We start from the raw sequence: 18,052 nt of genomic DNA on the forward strand, positions 1-18,052 counted from the left end.
TTTCATTCTCCACCAGCGGGCTGATTAGCGGAACATCTTACTGATTGAAGGCCAAATGAACGAGATTGTCAGTTGCAGAGTATTATTTTTGCAGCATAAATCACGGTAACGAATGACAATTACATTCGCTTACGGAGTCATCTGGCTGCCTGCCGCGTGATGAGATGTTATGATAATAGGCATTAGCGTGTGAAACCTCCCGTTTCACCCACTCTCTTTAAAGGTTAAAGCTCATGATCATCGTCACTGGCGGCGCGGGATTTATCGGAAGTAACATCATCAAAGCGCTGAATGACCAAGGCCACACCGATATTCTGGTGGTCGACAACCTGAAAGACGGCACAAAATTTACCAACCTCGCGGATCTGAATATCGCCGATTATATGGATAAGGAAGATTTCCTGATCGCCATTCTGGCCGATGAAGAGCTCGGTGACATCGAAGCGGTATTCCACGAAGGCGCCTGCTCATCCACCACCGAGTGGGATGGCAAGTACATGATGGATAATAACTATCAGTACTCCAAGGAGCTGCTGCACTACTGCCTGGAACGCCGGATCCCGTTCCTGTACGCCTCTTCTGCTGCTACCTATGGCGGCCGCAATGAAAACTTTATTGAAGAGCGTCAGTATGAACAGCCGTTGAACGTTTACGGCTACTCCAAAATGCTGTTTGACCACTACGTGCGCGACATTTTGCCAGAGGCTGATTCGCAGGTGTGCGGGTTCCGCTACTTCAACGTATATGGCCCGCGTGAAGGTCATAAAGGCAGTATGGCCAGCGTTGCGTTCCACCTGAACACCCAACTGAATAATGGCGAAAACCCAAAACTGTTCGAAGGTAGCGATAACTTCAAGCGCGACTTCATCTACGTGGAAGACGTGGCTTCAGTGAACCTGTGGTTCTGGCAGAACGGCGTGTCCGGCATCTTTAACTGCGGAACCGGCCGCGCGGAATCCTTCCAGGAAGTGGCCGATGCGGCACTGAATTACCATCAGAAGGGTGAAATCGAATACATCCCGTTCCCGGATAAACTGAAAGGTCGTTACCAGGCTTATACTCTGGCGGATCAGACCAAATTGCGTGCGGCGGGCTACGATAAGCCGTTCAAAACCGTGGCCGAAGGCGTGACAGAATACATGGCCTGGCTGAACCGCAACGTGTAACAGGGCACTTCCGGTAATGAAAATTCTGGTTATCGGCCCTTCGTGGGTTGGCGATATGATGATGTCGCAAAGTCTCTATCGCACGCTGAAGGCTGAACATCCTGAAGCCGTCATCGACGTGATGGCACCCGCATGGTGCCGTCCACTGCTGTCACGCATGCCGGAAGTCAACGAAGCGCTGGCAATGCCGCTCGGCCACGGCGCGTTGGAGCTGGGCGAACGTCGTCGTCTGGGAAAAGCGTTGCGCGGCAAAGGTTTCGACCGCGCTTATGTCCTGCCTAACTCCTTCAAGTCTGCCCTGGTACCCTTTTTTGCCGACATCAAAACCCGTACCGGCTGGCGCGGTGAAATGCGCTATTGCCTGTTGAACGATGTCCGGGTGCTGGACAAGGCGGCTTTCCCGCTGATGGTGGAGCGCTACGTCGCGCTTGCTTATGACAAACAGCGGATCGGCAGTGCGAAAGATCTGCCTCAGCCGCTGTTGTGGCCTGCACTGGTCGTCAGCGCGGAAGAAAAGCTGGCCACTGCGGCAGAGTTTACTCTTTCGGAAGCAAGACCCGCGATTGGCTTCTGTCCCGGTGCTGAATTTGGCCCAGCCAAGCGCTGGCCGCATTATCACTACGCCGCGCTGGCGCAGAAGCTGATCGATGATAGCTACCAGATTGTGCTGTTTGGCTCGGCGAAAGATAAAGAGACCGGCGAACAGATCCTGCAAAACCTTCAGGAAGAGTCCCGCCAGCACTGCCGTAACCTGGCTGGCGAAACGAAGCTGGAGCAGGCGGTTATCCTGCTGGCTCACTGCCGTGCGGTGGTCAGTAACGATTCAGGTCTGATGCATATCGCCGCCGCGCTGGATCGTCCGCTGGTGGCGCTGTACGGCCCAAGCAGTCCGGACTTTACGCCGCCGCTGTCGGACAAAGCGCGCGTTATCCGCCTGATCACCGGCTACCACAAGGTGCGCAAAGGCGAAGCGGAAGAAGGTTACCATCAGAGTCTGATCGATATTCAACCCGAGCGTGTCCGTGCCGAACTGGCCAGCCTGCTGGGTGAAAGCCAGGAGAATGAATGCACGTCCTGATAGTTAAAACCTCCTCAATGGGCGACGTGCTCCATACCCTGCCAGCCCTGACCGACGCCATGCAGGCGATCCCGGGGATCCGTTTTGACTGGGTAGTGGAAGAAGGTTTTGCCCAGATCCCCGCCTGGCATCCGGCGGTAGACCGCGTGATCCCTGTGGCGATCCGCCGCTGGCGTAAGCACTGGTTTGGCAGTGAAGTGCGTGAAGAGCGCTTTCTTTTCAAGCGTGAGGTTCAGTCTCGACAGTACGATCTGGTGATTGATGCCCAGGGCCTGATTAAAAGTGCCGCGCTGGTGACCCGCATTGCTAAAGGAATCAAACACGGACAGGATAGCCGTAGCGCCCGTGAGCCATTTGCCAGCTGGTGGTATGACAAACGTCATGAAATCAGTAAGAAGCAACATGCGGTGCAGCGCACTCGAGAACTGTTTGCCAAAAGCCTTGGCTATCCTCTGCCCGAAACCCAGGGCGACTATGCCATTGCAGAACATTTCCTGGCGGAACCACCAGCCGATGCTGGCCAGTATCTGGTGTTCCTGCACGCCACTACGCGAGATGCGAAACACTGGCCTGAAAGCCACTGGCGCGAGCTGATCGGTCTGCTGCAGCCCGGCGGGTTGAAGATTAAACTGCCCTGGGGCGCGGAGCATGAACATCAGCGGGCACAAAGGCTGGCAGAAGGCTTTGACTATATTGAAGTGTTGCCAAAGCTGAGCCTGGAACAGGTCGCCAGAACATTGGCCGGTGCAAAGGCGGTGGTCTCCGTCGATACCGGGCTCAGCCATTTAACCGCCGCGCTGGATCGCCCCAATATCACCCTGTATGGCCCGACCGATCCGGGACTGATTGGTGGCTACGGTAAAAATCAGTTCGTCCTGCGTCCGGTTCAGGGCAATAATATGGCGGATATCTCTGCACAGAATGTTGCAGAGCTGCTCCATCCCTTTATCACGCCAGTGGCTGATTAAACGCAGATGAAAACACCCAGCCTGAGCATCCTGATTGCTGCACATAACTGCGGCGATTATCTTGCCGGAACTTTAGAAAGCATAGTCGCCTCATTGGGTGAGTCGCTGTCACAATCAGAAATTGTGGTGATTAACGACGCCTCTACAGACAATACACAGGCAATCATTGATGATTACGCGCGACGTATCCCCCAGCTTCGCCCAGGTCGCACCGATTACCGCAATGTAGGTAAGGTGCGTAATCATGCCGTTCAGCAGGCCACAGGGGACTATATTCTGATGGTAGATGGTGATGACCAACTGCTGCCTGGCGCTTTGCACGATCGGCTGCATACACTGCAGAAACACACCCCGGATATCCTGCTCAGTAAGATTATCGAAGTCAGGCAGGAAACGCCGCAGCTTCAATGGCAACCAGCTGAGCCTGAATTACTCGCCCGCAACGACGCCATCGAACGCTTCCTGGTACATCGTGACTATCAGGCTCATTTTATCGGGCAGTTCTTCTCCAGACAGTTGCTGCAACAGCATGCTTTCCCGGAGTTCATCTGTTACGAAGATACCTGGCTGTTCCCGCTTCTGCTGACACGCAGTAAAAAAACGTTGTTCACGCAGAGTGGTTTTTATCTCTACCGCAAGCACGAGCACAGCCTGTCGACAGCTATTGATGAGCACAAGATCGCCTGTCTGATTGCAGCAACCCAGAATATGGATGAAGTACTGCCGCCACAATTTGAGCACCTGATCACCTGTCACTGGCTTGATATCGCCAATCGCTATCACCTTTCGCTACGCGGGACTTCGCAGGGGCAGCAGGTCAGAGAGCGAATCGCGCGCGTCAGCCTGAGCCGTTTTTTGCTTAGCGGAAAAATCAGGGTGAGTTACAAAAGGAAGATGTTGGCAGTGCGTAAACGGGGCCTCTGAAGACCCCGCGCTTTTGCTGATTATGCGGCAGATACACCCTTTTCTGACTTCATCGCAGCATACTCCGCCAGCGTCATTCCCCGGGTCCGGTTATGTAGCCAGCTGAATAACCTGTCGAGGTCGTCATAAAGCCTGTCGATATCGGCTTCGTTTTTAAATGTCGGGCTGCCATCAGGCATAAACTCGGATGAATGCAGCATAAATTCGACATAGTCGGCCCCGGAAGCCAGCGTTTTTTCCGCCACGTTGATCATCTGTTGAACATTTCCCCCGGTCGGACGAAGCCAGTGAACGGAAGGGCTGCGCTTTTTGCCGCGAAGCGCGTCGTACCCCTGTTTGAGAGTATTCATCAGTCCTGAATGTTTGTACTGAATGCTCATCGGCACTTCCAGCAGCGCAGAGCTGCCTGGGCGGGAAATATCTTCAGTATCAAGATAGTAGGCAGTCCGCGGGAAACGGGTGTAGTTTGTTCCACCTTTGCCCTGCGGTGCTCCGGGAGAATATTGCCAGTTCACCCCCGGCGTGACCGAACAGTCAACCTGATAACCGAATTCGATCAGCAACTGTGCATAATATTCATCAAATGCCCAGCGTCCGGCCCGATGGCTCACCATTTTTGTTTTAAACGTCTCTTCCAGCAGCTGAGTCATATACGCCACTTTTTTGCGTATTTCCTCACGCGGATACTCAATCAGATAGGGCTGGAACTGCCAGTCATTTTCGGTCAGTTGATAGTCCGGAGGGCTGTTCCAGGCATGCAGGTGCATTCCCACTTCGCCAGTATTACGGGCAATAACGTCGCGGGCAAAATCGATATAAACCGGATCGACAGCCATTTCATAGTTGGTCAGCCAGGTGGGTTTAAAGGCGTACTTTTCGCAAAGTTGCTGGAAACGGGAGAGAAATGCCGAGTTTTCGGTCGTCACATTCCCTGAACGGTTGCGCCAAAGGTTATCGCCTTCGGTATCAATAGTGATTAAAAATGCTGGTGTGTTCATGCCACATGCGGCTCCGTTATGACCCTGCCGGTATGTTACGCAGCTGTCCCCGGTGACGCAAAAAGATTTGCTGACACTCCGGGACAATGTCCGATTCGCGGTAGCGCTATCTTTTTTATTTTTCTAAGATAACCTCAATAGATTATGTTGACCGCGTTCAGCAGCCGCACCTGCTCAATACCACAGGTGTACCGGGCGAAGGCAGAGGGATTGCCTGAATCGATAATAAAAAGGTAAGCACTCTTTATGCGGCAGAGAGGAAGGAGCATCTTCTCGCAGCAGACTTTCTCTGTTTAAGGATAAAAAATTGTCCAAGCGTATTTTGATGATCATTGATGGCCTGCCCGGCGGTGGCGCGGAGAAAGTCGTGCTAACGCTGGCGAAAGGGCTGATTGAGCGTGGGCATCGGGTTTCGCTGTTTTCACTGCGTGCGGTGTGCGAATACCCCATCCCGGCTGGTTTGCATTATCAGGTCATTCAGGATCGCTGCCGATCACCCTGGCGAAAACTGACTGAACTGAACAGGCGAGCGGCTTTACTCGATCGGGCGATAGCGACGACAGAAGAAGCTGGCTCTTTTGATCTGGTGGTTTCTCATCTGCATAAAACCGACCGCATCGTCAGCCGTTGTCCCCGACTGCAACCGGAGAAAACCTGGTACTGCCTGCACGGCGTCTTTTCAGCTTCTTATCTGGCACACAGGAAGGGCTTTTCACTGTGGCTGAAGAAAACGAAAACCCGCAAGGTCTACCAGAACCGTAATGTGTTGGCTGTATCAGAGTACGTGCTGGAGGATCTTAAGCAAACCTTCCAGGTTCAACCGGCCCGGGAAGCCGTCATTTTCAATCCTTTTGATGTCGATGCCATCCTCAGTCAGTCGATGAAGCCTTGTAAAATGGCCGGTCAGGATTACCTGATCCACGTAGGCCGCTTCCATCAGACAAAACGCCACGATCGCCTGCTTCGCGCCTACGCGAAAAGCGGCCTGACCGCGCCGCTGGTCCTGATAGGCCAGGGCAGCCCTGAGGCTACCACCACCCTGAAAGGGCTGGCGAAGGAGCTGGGGATCGTCGACAGAGTTTTCTTTGAGGGTTTTACCAGCAATCCTTATCCCTGGATCCGCAATGCAAAACAGCTGATTGTCAGCTCCGACAGTGAAGGATTTGGAAACGTGCTGGTTGAAGCTCTGATTTGCCATACGCCGGTCGTCAGTACTCGCTGTCCGGGCGGCCCAACCAGCATTATGACCGGCGACCTGGCTCGCGGCCTTGCTGGCATGGATGAAGACTCGCTGGCGGCCACCATGCGGGATGTCTGGCAACATCCTACTGCCGTGGAGGAACTTGACCTCAAGGCTTACAGTATTGAGGCGATATGCCAACAATATATTGATTTAATTAATGAAAGTTAACGTTTCCCCGGCACATTCCGTCAATAAAGATGATTAAGATAGCCCGGAAGCCTCACTCATCGTTTCGGATTGGGGTGCAGAGCGCACTTTTCTTTCTTCATCATTTAAGGTTTTAGCCCATGATAACGCTCATAAACAGGAACGGATATCAGAGCTCAGTGACAACTATTTGCAGAGTACCTATGCCAACCGGTTCAGATCGTGGCAATGGATTGACAACTTCGCTCAGGGAGAAAAGAGCGTGAATTATGTGTTGATATTCCTGCTTCTGCTGCCGGTTAAGCTGCTGATGAAGCTGGGACGTAAAAAGCAGAAGCGCAATCTGGTGATCCAGACGGCAAAGATCGGTGATTTCATCAATATAACCCCTTTGCTGGCCCACCTTAAGCACAGCGATGCCCTGCTGAGCCGCGCCGTTGCGCCGTTAGCAAAGCACGACGCTATGCTTGAAGAGATCTTCTATGTGGAAGACTACAAAACCAGCCTGGTGACCAAGCTGAAGCTCGCTTTTAAGCTGATGAACCGGTATGAAAATGTTTATCTGCTGCACCCTAACAACATTAACCTGTTTTATGCAGCCTGCTGTAACGCTGACAATAAGCAGTTCCTGTCGATGTACCGAAGGAGAGGATATCAGGGAATTTTCTACCTCACGGCAACAGGTATTGTTGAGCACAAAAAAAACACGCTGACGCTGGAAAACTATCTCAGGCTGGCCGATCGGTCACTGACCAAAGAGAGTTATCCCAAGCACGCTACGTTTCCATTGCTGCAGCCTGAAAACTCGCCTGAAGAACTGTTCAGAACTGACCGGATTAAAATCGGCCTCAGTATCTCAGCCGGAAATCAGGCCAAAACGATCCCACCGGCAATCTGGAAGACGTTTTTCGATCGGCTCAGCGATCTGCCCTGCTTATTTTATGTTTTTGGTTCCCCGAATGAACTTACTCACCTTATTGAGCTCAATAAAGTGGTCGGTGAACGCGATAACCTTGTGAACATGATTGGCAAAGTGTCTCTGGAAGGACTGCCCAGCGCCATCAGCCAGATGGATTTTTATGTGGCGTCTGACTCGGGGAACATTTATATCGCTGATTCACAGAATGTGCCGACTATTTTAATTTACGGCCCTTGCTGCGTCGAAGAACAACGCCCACTGGGTGATGTCCTGCTGATAGGCCCGGATCATATCGCCCCGACGTCTTATGTGTTCCAGGCGTTATATAAATTTCATCATCCGGCTGAGCAACTGTTCGCCCTTGATCAGCGCAAACTGGATGATATCCATCACTTTATTTGCGTGCGCAGCCCGCAATTTGTTGCAGAGAAGAAGATACTATCCTGAGTATGAAGCCGCATTCTGAAGCCTCCGCCCCCCAGCTGAGCGTGATTGTCCCGATGTACAACGCCGGAAAAAGTTTCCAGGCCTTTATCGGGTCAGCGCTGGCGCAGACGCTGCAATCTGTTGAAATCATCATCGTTAACGACGGGTCCACTGATGAATCGGCGGAAATGGCTCATCGCTATGCTGCGCAGTATGACCATGTTCAGGTTATCGATCAGCCGAATGGCGGTGTTTCCCGGGCGCGTAACGCCGGTCTTGCTGTTGCGCGCGGACGCTATGTCACTTTCCCCGACGCTGATGACACCATTTCACCGGAGATGTACAGCAAACTGATCGACATGGCGGTCAAAGACGATCTCGACGTAGCCCAATGCAATGCTGAACGGGTGTTCTGGGGGGGGAATGATGCCAAACCGCTGATCCCCACCGACCGTTTGCAATCAACGGGCGTGCTGAGCGGAGCAGAATGGCTGGGTAAGGCGCTGTCGAGCAACCGCTATCTGCACGTGGTCTGGCTGGGAATTTACCGCCGGGCACTGATTGAACAACTCAACCTGCTGTTTGAGCCAGGTTTACATCATCAGGATATTCCGTGGACCACCGAGCTGATGCTTAATGCCCGGCGGGTGCGCTACACCGAAGAGATACTTTATCGCTACTACGTTCATGACCAGTCAATCAGTAATCAGAAGCGCACCGGCATGCGCAATGCAGAATATCAGCGTCATTACCTGAAAATCGCCCGAATGCTGGATGAGATCAATCAGCGCTACCGCCATAAAGTTAATATTCCCGCAGCGCTGTACCGTCAGGTGACGAAAGAGGCATTAACGGTTTGCCACTCCATCCGCCGCGAGCCGTATGAGGAAGCACGCCAGGCAATGATTGCCGATATGTTTGCAACAAAAACCCCCGGCAGAATGCTGCGCAACGCGCGCGGTGCCCGTCAGTGGTATCAGTTGCTGCTCTGGCTGAGTCGTATCTGGCGGTGGCGAAGGAAGTCATGCCGCTAAGCGGCCTTTCCCCGAAAAGGGGTTTCCCTTACAATCGGTCCACTTCACTTTGAGATCCAATGAGCATGGCCTCTCCTCAATCGATCCCCGCCACGTTTGCGCCGCAAAACATCCTGCTGATCAAGCTGCGTCATCATGGTGATATGCTGCTGACCACACCGGTGATTAACGCCCTGCGTGAGCAGTATCCCGCGGCCAGCATCGACGTACTCCTGTATAAAGAGACCCGTCCGATGCTGCAGGCGCATCCGGCCATTCGCCATCTGCACGTTATCGATCGCAACTGGAAAAAAGAAGGAAGCTGGCAGCATCTCCGCCATGAAGTGGCGCTGCTGCGCGCCATCCGTGGTCAGCATTATGACCTGGTGATTAACCTGGCTGACCAGTGGCGCAGTGCCATTCTCACCGGGCTTTCCGGAGCGAAAATCAGAATCGGCTTTGATTTTCTCAAACGACAAAACGCCCTGTGGCGACATGCCCATACTCACCGGGTTTCCACCAGAGATCACAGCGAACTGCACACGGTTGAGCAAAATCTGGCGGCTCTCAGGCCCTTGAATATTCCTGACAGCGGCTTCCCGGCTTCAATGCATTACAGTGACAGTGACTGGCAGCAGACGCAGGCCGCGCTGGCAAAACGGCAAACTTTGCCAAAGTCTTATATCGTTATCCAGCCAACCTCTCGCTGGGTGTTTAAATGCTGGGAGGATGACAGGGTCGCCGGGCTGATCGATGCGCTCGCCGGTTACGGTTGCGATATTATCCTGACAGCCGCGCCTGATAAGAAAGAGCAGGCAATGATCGACAATATTCTTTCCCTCAGCCATAACCCACAGGCGATTTCCCTGGCCGGTCAGTTGACGCTGCCTCAGCTGGCCGCGCTGATTGACCACGCCCGCCTGTTTATCGGCGTGGACTCTGCTCCGATGCATATGGCCGCCGCGCTGAATACGCCCTGTATCGCATTGTTTGGCCCGACCAAACTGAAACAGTGGCGACCATGGGGAGAGAATAATCAGGTTATCTGGGCGGGGGATTATGCGCCTTTACCGTCTCCGGACAGCATCGACACCAAAACTGAAACCCGCTATCTTTCGGCGATCCCGCTGGACAAGGTGGTGAATGCCGCAAGGAAATATCTGGATGAGTAAAGTTCGCCTGGCGATTGTGCGGCAGAAATACCGGCCTGATGGCGGCGCTGAGCGCTTTATCTCTCGGGCGCTGGAGGCGCTGGATGATGACAGCCTGCAGCTGAATATCATCACCCGCAGCTGGCAGGGCGAACCGAAGCCGGACTGGCATCTGCATATCTGTAACCCCAAAAAGTGGGGCCGCATCTCCCGTGAGCATGGCTTTGCCGTTGCTGCACGCCACTGCTGGGAACGTGAAAAGTTCGATATCGTGCAGAGCCACGAGCGCATTGCCGGCTGTGATATTTTCCGTGCCGGAGACGGCGTGCATCGCGTCTGGCTGCAGCAGCGGGCACGTGTGATCTCCCCTTTTCAGCGCATGTTAACCCGCTTCAGCGGCTATCACCGCTACGTAATGGCAGCGGAAGAGGAGATGTTTCGCTCGCCCGCGCTGAAAAAAATCATCTGTAACTCGCTGATGGTAAAAAACGACATCATGCGATGCTTCCAGGTTCCGGAAGAGAAGTTCGCCGTTATTTATAACGCCATCGACTCGCAGCGCTTTACGCCAGCCACGGCGGAACAACGGCAACAGTCGCGCGAAAAGCTGCAACTGCCTGCAAAGGCCAAAGTCTTTATCTACGTGGGTTCCGGCTTTGAGCGCAAGGGGCTGAAAGCCAGCATTTCAGCGCTGGCCGCCACCGATGCGCATCTGCTGGTCGTTGGGCAGGATAAGCAGCAGTCACAGTACGCCAGTCTGGCCCGTCGCCTGGGATGTGAAAACCGCGTGCATTTCTGCGGCGTGCAAAACAACGTCATCCCGTTTTATCATGCCGCCGACGGTCTGATTCTGCCGACGCTGTATGATCCATTTCCTAACGTAATCCTTGAAGCGATGTCCTGTGGCCTGCCCGTGATCACCAGCTTTACCTGCGGAGGAGCCGAGTTCATTGTTGATGGCAAACAGGGCTTCGTCTGCGATGCTCTGGACACCGCTTCCCTGACAGCTGCCGTAACCGCCATTCCACTGAGAACCCTGGACAGTCGGATGGGCAATGCCGCCCGCGAACGCATCCTGCCATATTCGCCGCAGCAGCTGGCAGGCCAACTCCATGCGCTGTATCAACAAGTGTTACAGCAGCCCTGATAAGTAGTGTGAGCGGGGAAGACTTATCTGCTAACATGCCGTATTGTTTCTCTTTTTCGGCATTCTCTGGCGCGAGTCTCTCCGCACTTTTTTAAAGACTGTGATGACAACACTTTATACCGTCCTGCTGTACCTCATTCAGCCCCTGATCTGGCTTCGGCTCTGGCTGCGAGGCCGTAAAGCCCCTGCCTACCGTAAACGCTGGGCGGAACGCTATGGCTACTGCGCAGGCAAAGTAAAGCCGGACGGTATCCTGCTGCACTCTGTTTCGGTTGGTGAGACACTGGCTGCGGTTCCGCTGGTCCGGGCTTTGCGCCACCGCTACCCTTCAATGCCGATCACCGTCACCACGATGACGCCAACGGGTTCCGAACGAGCCGCCTCAGCCTTTGGCAAAGATGTGCATCACGTCTATCTGCCGTACGATCTGCCTGGCTCCATGAACCGCTTCCTGGACAACGTCAATCCCCGCCTGGTGATCATTATGGAAACCGAGCTGTGGCCAAATATGATTGCCCTGCTGCACGCGCACAAAATTCCGCTGGTGATTGCCAATGCACGCCTGTCAGAACGGTCAGCCAGAGGTTACAAAAAGCTCGGTAAATTTATGCAGCGGTTGCTGCAGCAGATTACCCTGATAGCGGCGCAGAATGCTGAAGACGGTGAACGTTTCATCAGCCTGGGGCTGAAGCGCCCCCAGCTGGCAGTTACCGGCAGCCTGAAATTTGATATTTCCGTCACTCCGGAACTGGCCGCCCGTGCCATAACGTTGCGACGCCAGTGGGCACCGCGCCGCCCGGTATGGATTGCCACCAGTACCCACGAAGGGGAAGAGAGCATTATTCTGGATGCGCATCGCAAACTACTGGAGCGTTTCCCGAACCTGCTGCTGATTCTGGTCCCCCGTCATCCGGAGCGTTTCTCTACCGCCCGTGAAATGGCGCAAAAAGCTGGGTTCAGCTTTATCCTGCGCAGCAGCGGCGAGATCCCGTCCGGCAGCACCCAGGTGGTGATTGGCGATACGATGGGCGAGCTGATGCTGCTGTACGGCATTGCCGACCTGGCGTTTGTTGGCGGCAGCCTGGTGGAGCGTGGCGGTCATAACCCACTGGAAGCGGCGGCCCACGCCATTCCGGTACTGATGGGGCCGCATACCTTCAACTTCAAAGACATCTGCGCCAAACTGCAGCAGGCCGACGGACTGATTACCGTCACCGATGCCAGTTCGCTGGATAAAGAGATCGGCACCCTGGTGACGGACGAAGATTACCGGCTGTACTATGGCCGTCATGCCGTGGATGTACTGCATCAGAACCAGGGCGCGCTGCAGCGTCTGCTACAGTTACTCGAACCCTATCTGCCACAGCGGAATCACTAAATGTCTTCACGCCAACCTCTGTCAGTGGTGCTGATTGCCAGAGACGCAGCCGACCTGCTGCCGGAATGTCTTGAGTCCGTCAGCTGGGCTGATGAGATTATCCTGCTGGACTCGGGCAGCAGTGATGGGACGCCTCAGATCGCGGCACGCCACGGCGCGAAGGTGTATCACTCCACAGAGTGGCACGGCTACGGTAAACAACGTCAGCTGGCACAGAGTTACGCCAGTCACCCGATGATTTTGATGATCGATACCGACGAGCGCGTCACGCCGCAGCTGAGAAACGCCATCGAAGCAGTGCTGGAACAACCTCCTGCAGATAAAGTTTACAGCCTTGGCCGCCGCAACCTGTTTCTGGGTCGCTTTATGCGCCACAGCGGCTGGTATCCCGATCGGGTGACCCGCCTCTATCCCCGTCATTTCAGCTATAACGATCACCAGGTGCATGAATCACTGGAAACCAACGGTTCTGGGGTCACTGCGCTGAAAGGCGACCTGCTGCATCTGACCTGCCGTGACTTCTCCGCTTTCCAGTGGAAACAATTTGCCTATGCGGAAGCCTGGGCAAAACAGCGCTATCATCAGGGGAAACGTTGCAATTTCTTCTCGGTGTTTAGCCACACGCTCGGCGCATTTTTCAAAACGCTGATCCTGCGCGCCGGTTTTCTCGATGGCAAACAGGGCTGGCTGCTGGCGGTGGTGAACGCACAGTACACGTTTAACAAGTACACGGCGCTCTGGGCGCTGAATCACTCCTCTCACGCTTCCAGCAAGGGCGGCCTATGAGCACCAAAGCGATTTATCCCGGAACCTTCGATCCGATGACTAACGGTCACCTGGACATCGTCACCCGCGCCGCACTGATGTTCGACCAGATTGTACTGGCTATCGCCGCCAGTCCCAGCAAAAAGCCGATGTTCTCGCTGGATGAGCGCGTGGCGCTGGCCCGCCAGGTCGTGACCCATCTGCCCAATGTGGAAGTGGTGGGATTCAGTGATTTAATGGCGAATTTTGCCCGCGACCAGCAGGCAAATGTGCTGGTGCGTGGCCTGCGCGCAGTATCTGACTTCGAATATGAGATGCAGCTGGCGCACATGAACCGGCATCTGCTCCCCACGCTTGAGAGCGTGTTTCTGATGCCGTCGGAAAAGTATTCTTTTATCTCTTCCTCGCTGGTGAAGGAAGTGGCGCGCCACCAGGGTGATGTCAGCGCTTTTTTACCCGCACCGGTCTTCACTGCGCTACAGGCAAAGCTTTAACGTTCAACCTCAGGTGGCACGCGGCCACCTGAAAAGTTACTTCTGGCAATTTGGGCAGAAGAAGGTGCTGCGCTGAGCGTGTCTGGCACTCTCAATCGGCGTATTGCATACCCGACAGGGTTCACCTGCACGGCCATACACCTGCAATTCCTGTGCAAAATAGCCCGGTTTCCCGTCAGTCTGCAAAAAATCTTTCAGGGTAGTGCCACCCTGTTCAATTGAGCGCAGCAGAACCGCCTTGATGGTGTTGACCAGCAGCGCGCCTTCTTCATGGCTCAGCGCCATCGCCTGACGATCGGGATGGATCCCGGCGGCAAAGAGCGATTCGCTGGCATAAATGTTACCCACACCGACCACCAGTTTGTTATCCATCAGCCAGGGTTTCACCGGTGTGCGCTTGCCACGCGACTTCTCAAACAGATAGTCCGCACTGAACGCCTCGCTGAGCGGCTCAGGCCCCAGGTGGGCCAGCACGTTACTGGCGGCAAGGTCGCTACTCCACAGCCAGGCACCAAAGCGGCGCGGATCGGTATAGCGCAGTACTTTGCCGTTGCTCATCACCAGATCAACGTGGTCATGTTTGTCAGGAGGCAGCTCTTCCGGCAGGATCCGCAGGCTGCCGGACATCCCCAGATGAATAATGATCCAGCCTTCGGGCAGCTCCAGCAGCAGGTATTTTGCGCGACGCTGCACGCTGATCACCGGCTGGTCGCTTAGGCTGTGGATTTCATGGGATACCGGCCAGCGCAGGCGGCCGTTGCGGACAATCGCATGCAGAATAGTGGCCCCGACAAGATGTGGTTCAATCCCGCGCCGGCTGGTTTCAACCTCTGGTAATTCTGGCACTCAGCTGCCTCCTGCTGTTTTGCTTGCCCACAAAAGAAAAAACCCCGCCGAAGCGAGGTTTTTCATCCACCAAAATCAATTACTTGATTTTAGCTTCTTTATAGATCACGTGCTGGCGGACAACTGGATCGAATTTCTTCAGTTCCAGTTTTTCCGGCTTAGTACGTTTGTTCTTCGTGGTGGTATAGAAGTGACCTGTACCAGCAGAAGAAACCAGCTTGATCTTCTCACGAATACCTTTAGCCATGTTTCAGTTCCTTACCTTAGTACTTCTCACCGCGGGTACGCAGATCGGCCAGAACCGTCTCAATACCCTTTTTATCAATTACGCGCATGCCTTTGGCAGTGACGCGCAGTGTAACGAAGCGCTTTTCGCTCTCAACCCAAAAACGGTGAGAGTGCAGGTTCGGCAGGAAACGGCGTTTCGTCGCGTTCATTGCGTGGGAACGGTTGTTACCCGTTACCGGACGCTTGCCAGTTACTTGGCAGACTCGTGACATGTCTATTCTCCAAAAATCAAATCAGCTCGAGCTTTAAAAATAAGGTTTTGGCCGCCTCGTCAGGCTCGAGGCCCATCCAGGCGAGTTCTATGTGAACCCGCTGAGCAGGCCCAAACGCCAAACCCGAGATTCTCAAAGGTGGCGTAGTATACGCCCTGCGCCGCTGGTGCTCAAGTCCCGAACAGATAAAGATCCCTTTGGATCGTGCAAAATTGCTCCATTTGAACAGTAAAACGCCCCGTGTTTTAGCGGAAACCGGCTTGCGGTCAGACAATTACGCCTTCAGAGCCATCCCCGCTCGGCAAACGAAACATATTCGCCATGTCCGATCACCAGATGGTCGAGTACGCGGATTTTCATCAGCTGGCAGGCCGCGATAATTTGTCTGGTGATCTCTTTATCTGCTTTGCTGGGCCGGGAAAGCCCGGAAGGATGATTATGCGCCAGGATTAGCGCAGCGGCATTATGCTTCAACGCTTCACGCACAATTTCACGCGGGTGAACTTCCACGCTGTTGATTGTTCCAGCAAACATCTCACAGTGGTGAAGCATCTGGTGCTGGTTATCGAGGAAAACCACCATAAAGATCTCCCTCTCCCGATGCGCCAGCGTGCTTCTTAAAAAACTGAGCATATCCGCAACACTCTCCACACACTGATGCTCCAGCACCTCGTTGCAGGTAAAGAAGCGTCGCCCCAGCTCCGCGATGGCATTCAGCTGCGCGTATTTGGCAACCCCCATTCCTTTGATATGTTTAAACGCGGTTTCGCCCGCTGTCATCAGTTGATACAACGAACCAAATTGCTCGATCAGCTGTGCGGCCAGCGTCATCACGTGCACACCTTTCGCTCCCGTGCGTAAAAATATCGCCAGCAACTCCTCGTCCGTCAGTACCCTCGCCCCTTTTTGCAGCAGCTTTTCTCGTGGCGGGATTGTCAGCCATTGTTCTTCCATATGTTTGCACTCCTTTTCCACCCCCGAAAATCATGGCATTATATACAGTAGTTTTCCATCTGTTTTGGTCAGCTTCCCGATCGGCATCGCAAAGGCAACATTGTGCTAAAAGGTGGAGAGGCGGGAATGTGGTAAAATAGCGGAATTGTGACGCCAGTATGTGCGTCAGTCTGATTCTACGGGGCGGATAGCAGCATGACAGGATTAACCGGTAAACACATTGTTTTAGGCGTAAGCGGCGGTATTGCAGCTTATAAAGCGCCTGAGCTGGTCAGACGCCTGCGCGACCGAGGGGCTGAAGTACGGGTGGTCATGACCGAAGCCGCAAAAGCTTTTATCACTCCTCTGAGCCTGCAGGCCGTATCTGGTTATCCGGTGTCTGATGACCTTCTGGATCCGGCTGCTGAAGCGGCAATGGGGCATATTGAGCTGGGCAAATGGGCCGATCTGGTGATCCTCGCCCCGGCCACTGCAGACCTGATTGCCCGCGTCACTGCGGGGATGGCTAACGATCTGGTGACCACTATTTGCCTTGCCACACCGGCCCCCATTGCTGTGGTTCCGGCAATGAACCAGCAGATGTATCGTGCGTCTGCCACTCAGCACAATCTGCAGGTACTGGCAGAGCGCACCGTGATGATCTGGGGGCCTGACAGCGGCAGCCAGGCCTGCGGCGATGTCGGCCCGGGCCGGATGCTGGATCCTTTGGCGATCGTGGATGAGGCGGTCAGCTGGGCTTCCCCCGTCAACGACCTGAAACATCTCAACATTATGATTACCACCGGTCCAACCCGCGAAGCGCTTGATCCGGTACGGTTCATTACCAACCACAGCTCAGGTAAGATGGGCTTCGCCATTGCGGCGGCGGCGGCAAAACGGGGCGCGAATGTGACGCTGATTGCCGGTCCTGTGGCGCTACCAACCCCTGCCTGGGTCAAGCGTATAGATGTCATCACCGCGGCAGAAATGCAGCAGGCAGTGATGGCTGATGCGCATCGTCAGCACATATTTATCGGCACCGCAGCCGTTGCTGATTATCGCGCTGCGGAAGTTTCTGCGGAAAAAATTAAAAAACAGGGTGATGAAATTACCCTGCGGATGGTAAAAAACCCCGACATCGTGGCCAACGTAGCAGCGATGCAGGAGAGCCGACCCTACGTGGTGGGATTTGCGGCAGAAACCCAGAATGTGGAAGAATACGCCCAACAAAAAAGGGTGCGAAAGAATCTGGATTTGATCTGCGCCAACGATGTTTCGAAAGCCGGGCAAGGCTTCAACAGTGACAGCAATGCCCTGCATCTTTTTTGGCAGGGGGGAGAGAAGGTCTTACCGCTCAGCGATAAGTCACTCCTTGGCCAACAGTTAACAGACGAGATAGTCAGCCGTTATGATGAAAAAAATCGACGTTAAGATTTTAGACCCGCGCGTAGGCAAAGAATTGCCTCTGCCCACCTACGCTACTTCAGGTTCTGCGGGTCTTGACCTGCGCGCCTGCCTCGATGAAGCCATCGATCTGGCACCGGGCGTCACCACACTGGTGCCAACAGGTCTGGCTATCCACATCGGCGACCCGCAGCTGGCAGCAGTGATCCTTCCCCGCTCTGGTCTGGGGCATAAGCACGGCGTGGTTCTGGGCAACCTGGTGGGCTTGATTGATTCCGACTATCAGGGACAGCTGATGGTTTCCGTCTGGAACCGCGGCCAGACTGCGTTCATCATTGAACCCGGCGAGCGCATCGCCCAGATGGTTTTTGTGCCGGTAGTGCAGGCCGAATTTAATCTGGTGAACGATTTCGACACCAGCGATCGCGGTGAAGGTGGCTTCGGTCACTCAGGCCGTCAGTAGCAATCGGCCTCCCTCCGGGACGATTTACCAATTCCTATTTCCGCCGTGAGTATTTCGCTCACGGACGTTGCGTGGGCAATTGCCCGTTC

The 18,052-nt window shown here is 54.3% G+C and carries 19 protein-coding genes; 14 read left to right on the forward strand and 5 right to left on the reverse strand.

Features of this window, described 5'->3' with window-relative positions; translation table 11 throughout:
• Nucleotides 1-233: 233 nt before the first annotated feature.
• The 4 genes from rfaD to AC3Y5R_RS19890 are packed head-to-tail and all read left to right on the forward strand — an operon-like array spanning nt 234 to nt 4,136.
• Nucleotides 234-1,166, forward strand: coding sequence for an ADP-glyceromanno-heptose 6-epimerase (rfaD, locus tag AC3Y5R_RS19875; RefSeq protein ID WP_158782275.1), 933 nt, complete (start codon nt 234-236; stop codon nt 1,164-1,166).
• A 16-nt stretch (nt 1,167-1,182) separates the two neighbouring features.
• Complete coding sequence (rfaF, locus tag AC3Y5R_RS19880; RefSeq protein WP_489922759.1) at nt 1,183-2,244, forward strand: ADP-heptose--LPS heptosyltransferase RfaF; 1,062 nt, start codon at nt 1,183-1,185, stop codon at nt 2,242-2,244.
• Entirely contained in the window at nt 2,232-3,212 is a 981-nt protein-coding gene (gene rfaC, locus AC3Y5R_RS19885; RefSeq protein ID WP_489922760.1) for a lipopolysaccharide heptosyltransferase RfaC, read from the forward strand. Before rfaF ends, rfaC begins: the two co-directional genes overlap by 13 nt.
• Before the next feature lie 6 nt (nt 3,213-3,218).
• Entirely contained in the window at nt 3,219-4,136 is a 918-nt protein-coding gene (locus tag AC3Y5R_RS19890) for a glycosyltransferase family 2 protein (protein ID WP_489922761.1), read from the forward strand.
• 20 nt (nt 4,137-4,156) lie between these two features.
• Here AC3Y5R_RS19890 and AC3Y5R_RS19895 read toward each other — a convergent pair whose 3' ends face one another.
• Nucleotides 4,157-5,134 (reverse strand): polysaccharide deacetylase family protein, encoded by a 978-nt coding sequence (locus tag AC3Y5R_RS19895; protein ID WP_489922762.1) that lies wholly within the window; start codon nt 5,132-5,134, stop codon nt 4,157-4,159.
• Nucleotides 5,135-5,459: 325 nt separating this feature from the next.
• On the opposite strand from AC3Y5R_RS19895, the gene AC3Y5R_RS19900 reads away from it, so the two are divergent.
• From AC3Y5R_RS19900 to coaD, 8 genes are all read left to right on the forward strand, one after another.
• Nucleotides 5,460-6,545 (forward strand): glycosyltransferase, encoded by a 1,086-nt coding sequence (locus AC3Y5R_RS19900; protein WP_489922787.1) that lies wholly within the window; start codon nt 5,460-5,462, stop codon nt 6,543-6,545.
• Between the two features lie 241 nt (nt 6,546-6,786).
• Nucleotides 6,787-7,890 carry a glycosyltransferase family 9 protein gene (locus AC3Y5R_RS19905; protein ID WP_489922763.1) on the forward strand — a complete coding sequence of 368 codons (1,104 nt, stop codon included), beginning with the start codon at nt 6,787-6,789 and terminating at the stop codon, nt 7,888-7,890.
• A 2-nt stretch (nt 7,891-7,892) separates the two neighbouring features.
• A complete protein-coding gene (locus tag AC3Y5R_RS19910; protein ID WP_489922764.1) occupies nt 7,893-8,903 on the forward strand; it encodes a glycosyltransferase in 1,011 nt (336 codons plus the stop codon).
• 65 nt (nt 8,904-8,968) lie between these two features.
• Entirely contained in the window at nt 8,969-10,054 is a 1,086-nt protein-coding gene (gene rfaQ / locus AC3Y5R_RS19915) for a putative lipopolysaccharide heptosyltransferase III (RefSeq protein ID WP_489922765.1), read from the forward strand.
• Nucleotides 10,047-11,180, forward strand: a complete 1,134-nt coding sequence (locus AC3Y5R_RS19920) for a glycosyltransferase family 4 protein (RefSeq protein ID WP_489922766.1) — start codon at nt 10,047-10,049, stop codon at nt 11,178-11,180. Before rfaQ ends, AC3Y5R_RS19920 begins: the two co-directional genes overlap by 8 nt.
• 103 nt (nt 11,181-11,283) lie before the next feature.
• Nucleotides 11,284-12,558 (forward strand): lipid IV(A) 3-deoxy-D-manno-octulosonic acid transferase, encoded by a 1,275-nt coding sequence (gene waaA, locus AC3Y5R_RS19925; RefSeq protein WP_489922767.1) that lies wholly within the window; start codon nt 11,284-11,286, stop codon nt 12,556-12,558.
• The gene (locus AC3Y5R_RS19930; protein WP_158782284.1) at nt 12,559-13,344 is read left to right on the forward strand and encodes a glycosyltransferase family 2 protein; all 786 of its coding nucleotides are present in this window, start codon (nt 12,559-12,561) and stop codon (nt 13,342-13,344) included.
• Nucleotides 13,341-13,817 carry a pantetheine-phosphate adenylyltransferase gene (coaD, locus tag AC3Y5R_RS19935; protein ID WP_489922768.1) on the forward strand — a complete coding sequence of 159 codons (477 nt, stop codon included), beginning with the start codon at nt 13,341-13,343 and terminating at the stop codon, nt 13,815-13,817. The genes AC3Y5R_RS19930 and coaD overlap by 4 nt, the downstream gene beginning before the upstream one ends.
• A gap of 36 nt (nt 13,818-13,853) precedes the next feature.
• On the opposite strand, the gene mutM is transcribed toward coaD, so the two are convergent.
• The 4 genes from mutM to radC all read right to left on the reverse strand — a co-directional run bounded on the left by mutM (nt 13,854) and on the right by radC (nt 16,117).
• Complete coding sequence (gene mutM, locus AC3Y5R_RS19940; protein WP_489922769.1) at nt 13,854-14,663, reverse strand: bifunctional DNA-formamidopyrimidine glycosylase/DNA-(apurinic or apyrimidinic site) lyase; 810 nt, start codon at nt 14,661-14,663, stop codon at nt 13,854-13,856.
• A 79-nt stretch (nt 14,664-14,742) separates the two neighbouring features.
• The gene (rpmG, locus tag AC3Y5R_RS19945) at nt 14,743-14,910 is read right to left on the reverse strand and encodes a 50S ribosomal protein L33 (RefSeq protein ID WP_001051798.1); all 168 of its coding nucleotides are present in this window, start codon (nt 14,908-14,910) and stop codon (nt 14,743-14,745) included.
• Between the two features lie 16 nt (nt 14,911-14,926).
• Complete coding sequence (gene rpmB, locus AC3Y5R_RS19950; RefSeq protein WP_034888493.1) at nt 14,927-15,163, reverse strand: 50S ribosomal protein L28; 237 nt, start codon at nt 15,161-15,163, stop codon at nt 14,927-14,929.
• Nucleotides 15,164-15,445: 282 nt separating this feature from the next.
• Nucleotides 15,446-16,117, reverse strand: coding sequence for a RadC family protein (radC, locus tag AC3Y5R_RS19955; RefSeq protein ID WP_489922770.1), 672 nt, complete (start codon nt 16,115-16,117; stop codon nt 15,446-15,448).
• 195 nt (nt 16,118-16,312) lie between these two features.
• Between radC and coaBC the strand changes: the two genes are divergently transcribed.
• The gene (gene coaBC, locus AC3Y5R_RS19960) at nt 16,313-17,527 is read left to right on the forward strand and encodes a bifunctional phosphopantothenoylcysteine decarboxylase/phosphopantothenate--cysteine ligase CoaBC (protein WP_489922771.1); all 1,215 of its coding nucleotides are present in this window, start codon (nt 16,313-16,315) and stop codon (nt 17,525-17,527) included.
• Entirely contained in the window at nt 17,505-17,963 is a 459-nt protein-coding gene (dut, locus tag AC3Y5R_RS19965; protein ID WP_489922772.1) for a dUTP diphosphatase, read from the forward strand. Before coaBC ends, dut begins: the two co-directional genes overlap by 23 nt.
• The last annotated feature ends 89 nt before the right edge of the window (nt 17,964-18,052 follow it).

The sequence above is a fragment of the Erwinia sp. 009765445 genome, from assembly GCF_058137865.1.

What these genes read in the sequence shown, in the direction of transcription:
- AC3Y5R_RS19895 (WP_489922762.1), bottom strand. Translation starts at nt 5,134, where the DNA reads ATGAACACACCAGCATTTTTAATCACTATTGATACCGAAGGCGATAAC.
- AC3Y5R_RS19910 (WP_489922764.1), top strand. Translation starts at nt 7,893, where the DNA reads ATGAAGCCGCATTCTGAAGCCTCCGCCCCCCAGCTGAGCGTGATTGTC.
- AC3Y5R_RS19930 (WP_158782284.1), top strand. Translation starts at nt 12,559, where the DNA reads ATGTCTTCACGCCAACCTCTGTCAGTGGTGCTGATTGCCAGAGACGCA.
- rfaC (WP_489922760.1), top strand. Translation starts at nt 2,232, where the DNA reads ATGCACGTCCTGATAGTTAAAACCTCCTCAATGGGCGACGTGCTCCAT.
- AC3Y5R_RS19920 (WP_489922766.1), top strand. Translation starts at nt 10,047, where the DNA reads ATGAGTAAAGTTCGCCTGGCGATTGTGCGGCAGAAATACCGGCCTGAT.
- AC3Y5R_RS19900 (WP_489922787.1), top strand. Translation starts at nt 5,460, where the DNA reads ATGATCATTGATGGCCTGCCCGGCGGTGGCGCGGAGAAAGTCGTGCTA.
- rfaQ (WP_489922765.1), top strand. Translation starts at nt 8,969, where the DNA reads ATGGCCTCTCCTCAATCGATCCCCGCCACGTTTGCGCCGCAAAACATC.
- rfaD (WP_158782275.1), top strand. Translation starts at nt 234, where the DNA reads ATGATCATCGTCACTGGCGGCGCGGGATTTATCGGAAGTAACATCATC.
- dut (WP_489922772.1), top strand. Translation starts at nt 17,505, where the DNA reads ATGATGAAAAAAATCGACGTTAAGATTTTAGACCCGCGCGTAGGCAAA.
- radC (WP_489922770.1), bottom strand. Translation starts at nt 16,117, where the DNA reads ATGGAAGAACAATGGCTGACAATCCCGCCACGAGAAAAGCTGCTGCAA.
- coaD (WP_489922768.1), top strand. Translation starts at nt 13,341, where the DNA reads ATGAGCACCAAAGCGATTTATCCCGGAACCTTCGATCCGATGACTAAC.
- rpmB (WP_034888493.1), bottom strand. Translation starts at nt 15,163, where the DNA reads ATGTCACGAGTCTGCCAAGTAACTGGCAAGCGTCCGGTAACGGGTAAC.
- coaBC (WP_489922771.1), top strand. Translation starts at nt 16,313, where the DNA reads ATGACAGGATTAACCGGTAAACACATTGTTTTAGGCGTAAGCGGCGGT.
- AC3Y5R_RS19890 (WP_489922761.1), top strand. Translation starts at nt 3,219, where the DNA reads ATGAAAACACCCAGCCTGAGCATCCTGATTGCTGCACATAACTGCGGC.
- waaA (WP_489922767.1), top strand. Translation starts at nt 11,284, where the DNA reads ATGACAACACTTTATACCGTCCTGCTGTACCTCATTCAGCCCCTGATC.
- rfaF (WP_489922759.1), top strand. Translation starts at nt 1,183, where the DNA reads ATGAAAATTCTGGTTATCGGCCCTTCGTGGGTTGGCGATATGATGATG.
- rpmG (WP_001051798.1), bottom strand. Translation starts at nt 14,910, where the DNA reads ATGGCTAAAGGTATTCGTGAGAAGATCAAGCTGGTTTCTTCTGCTGGT.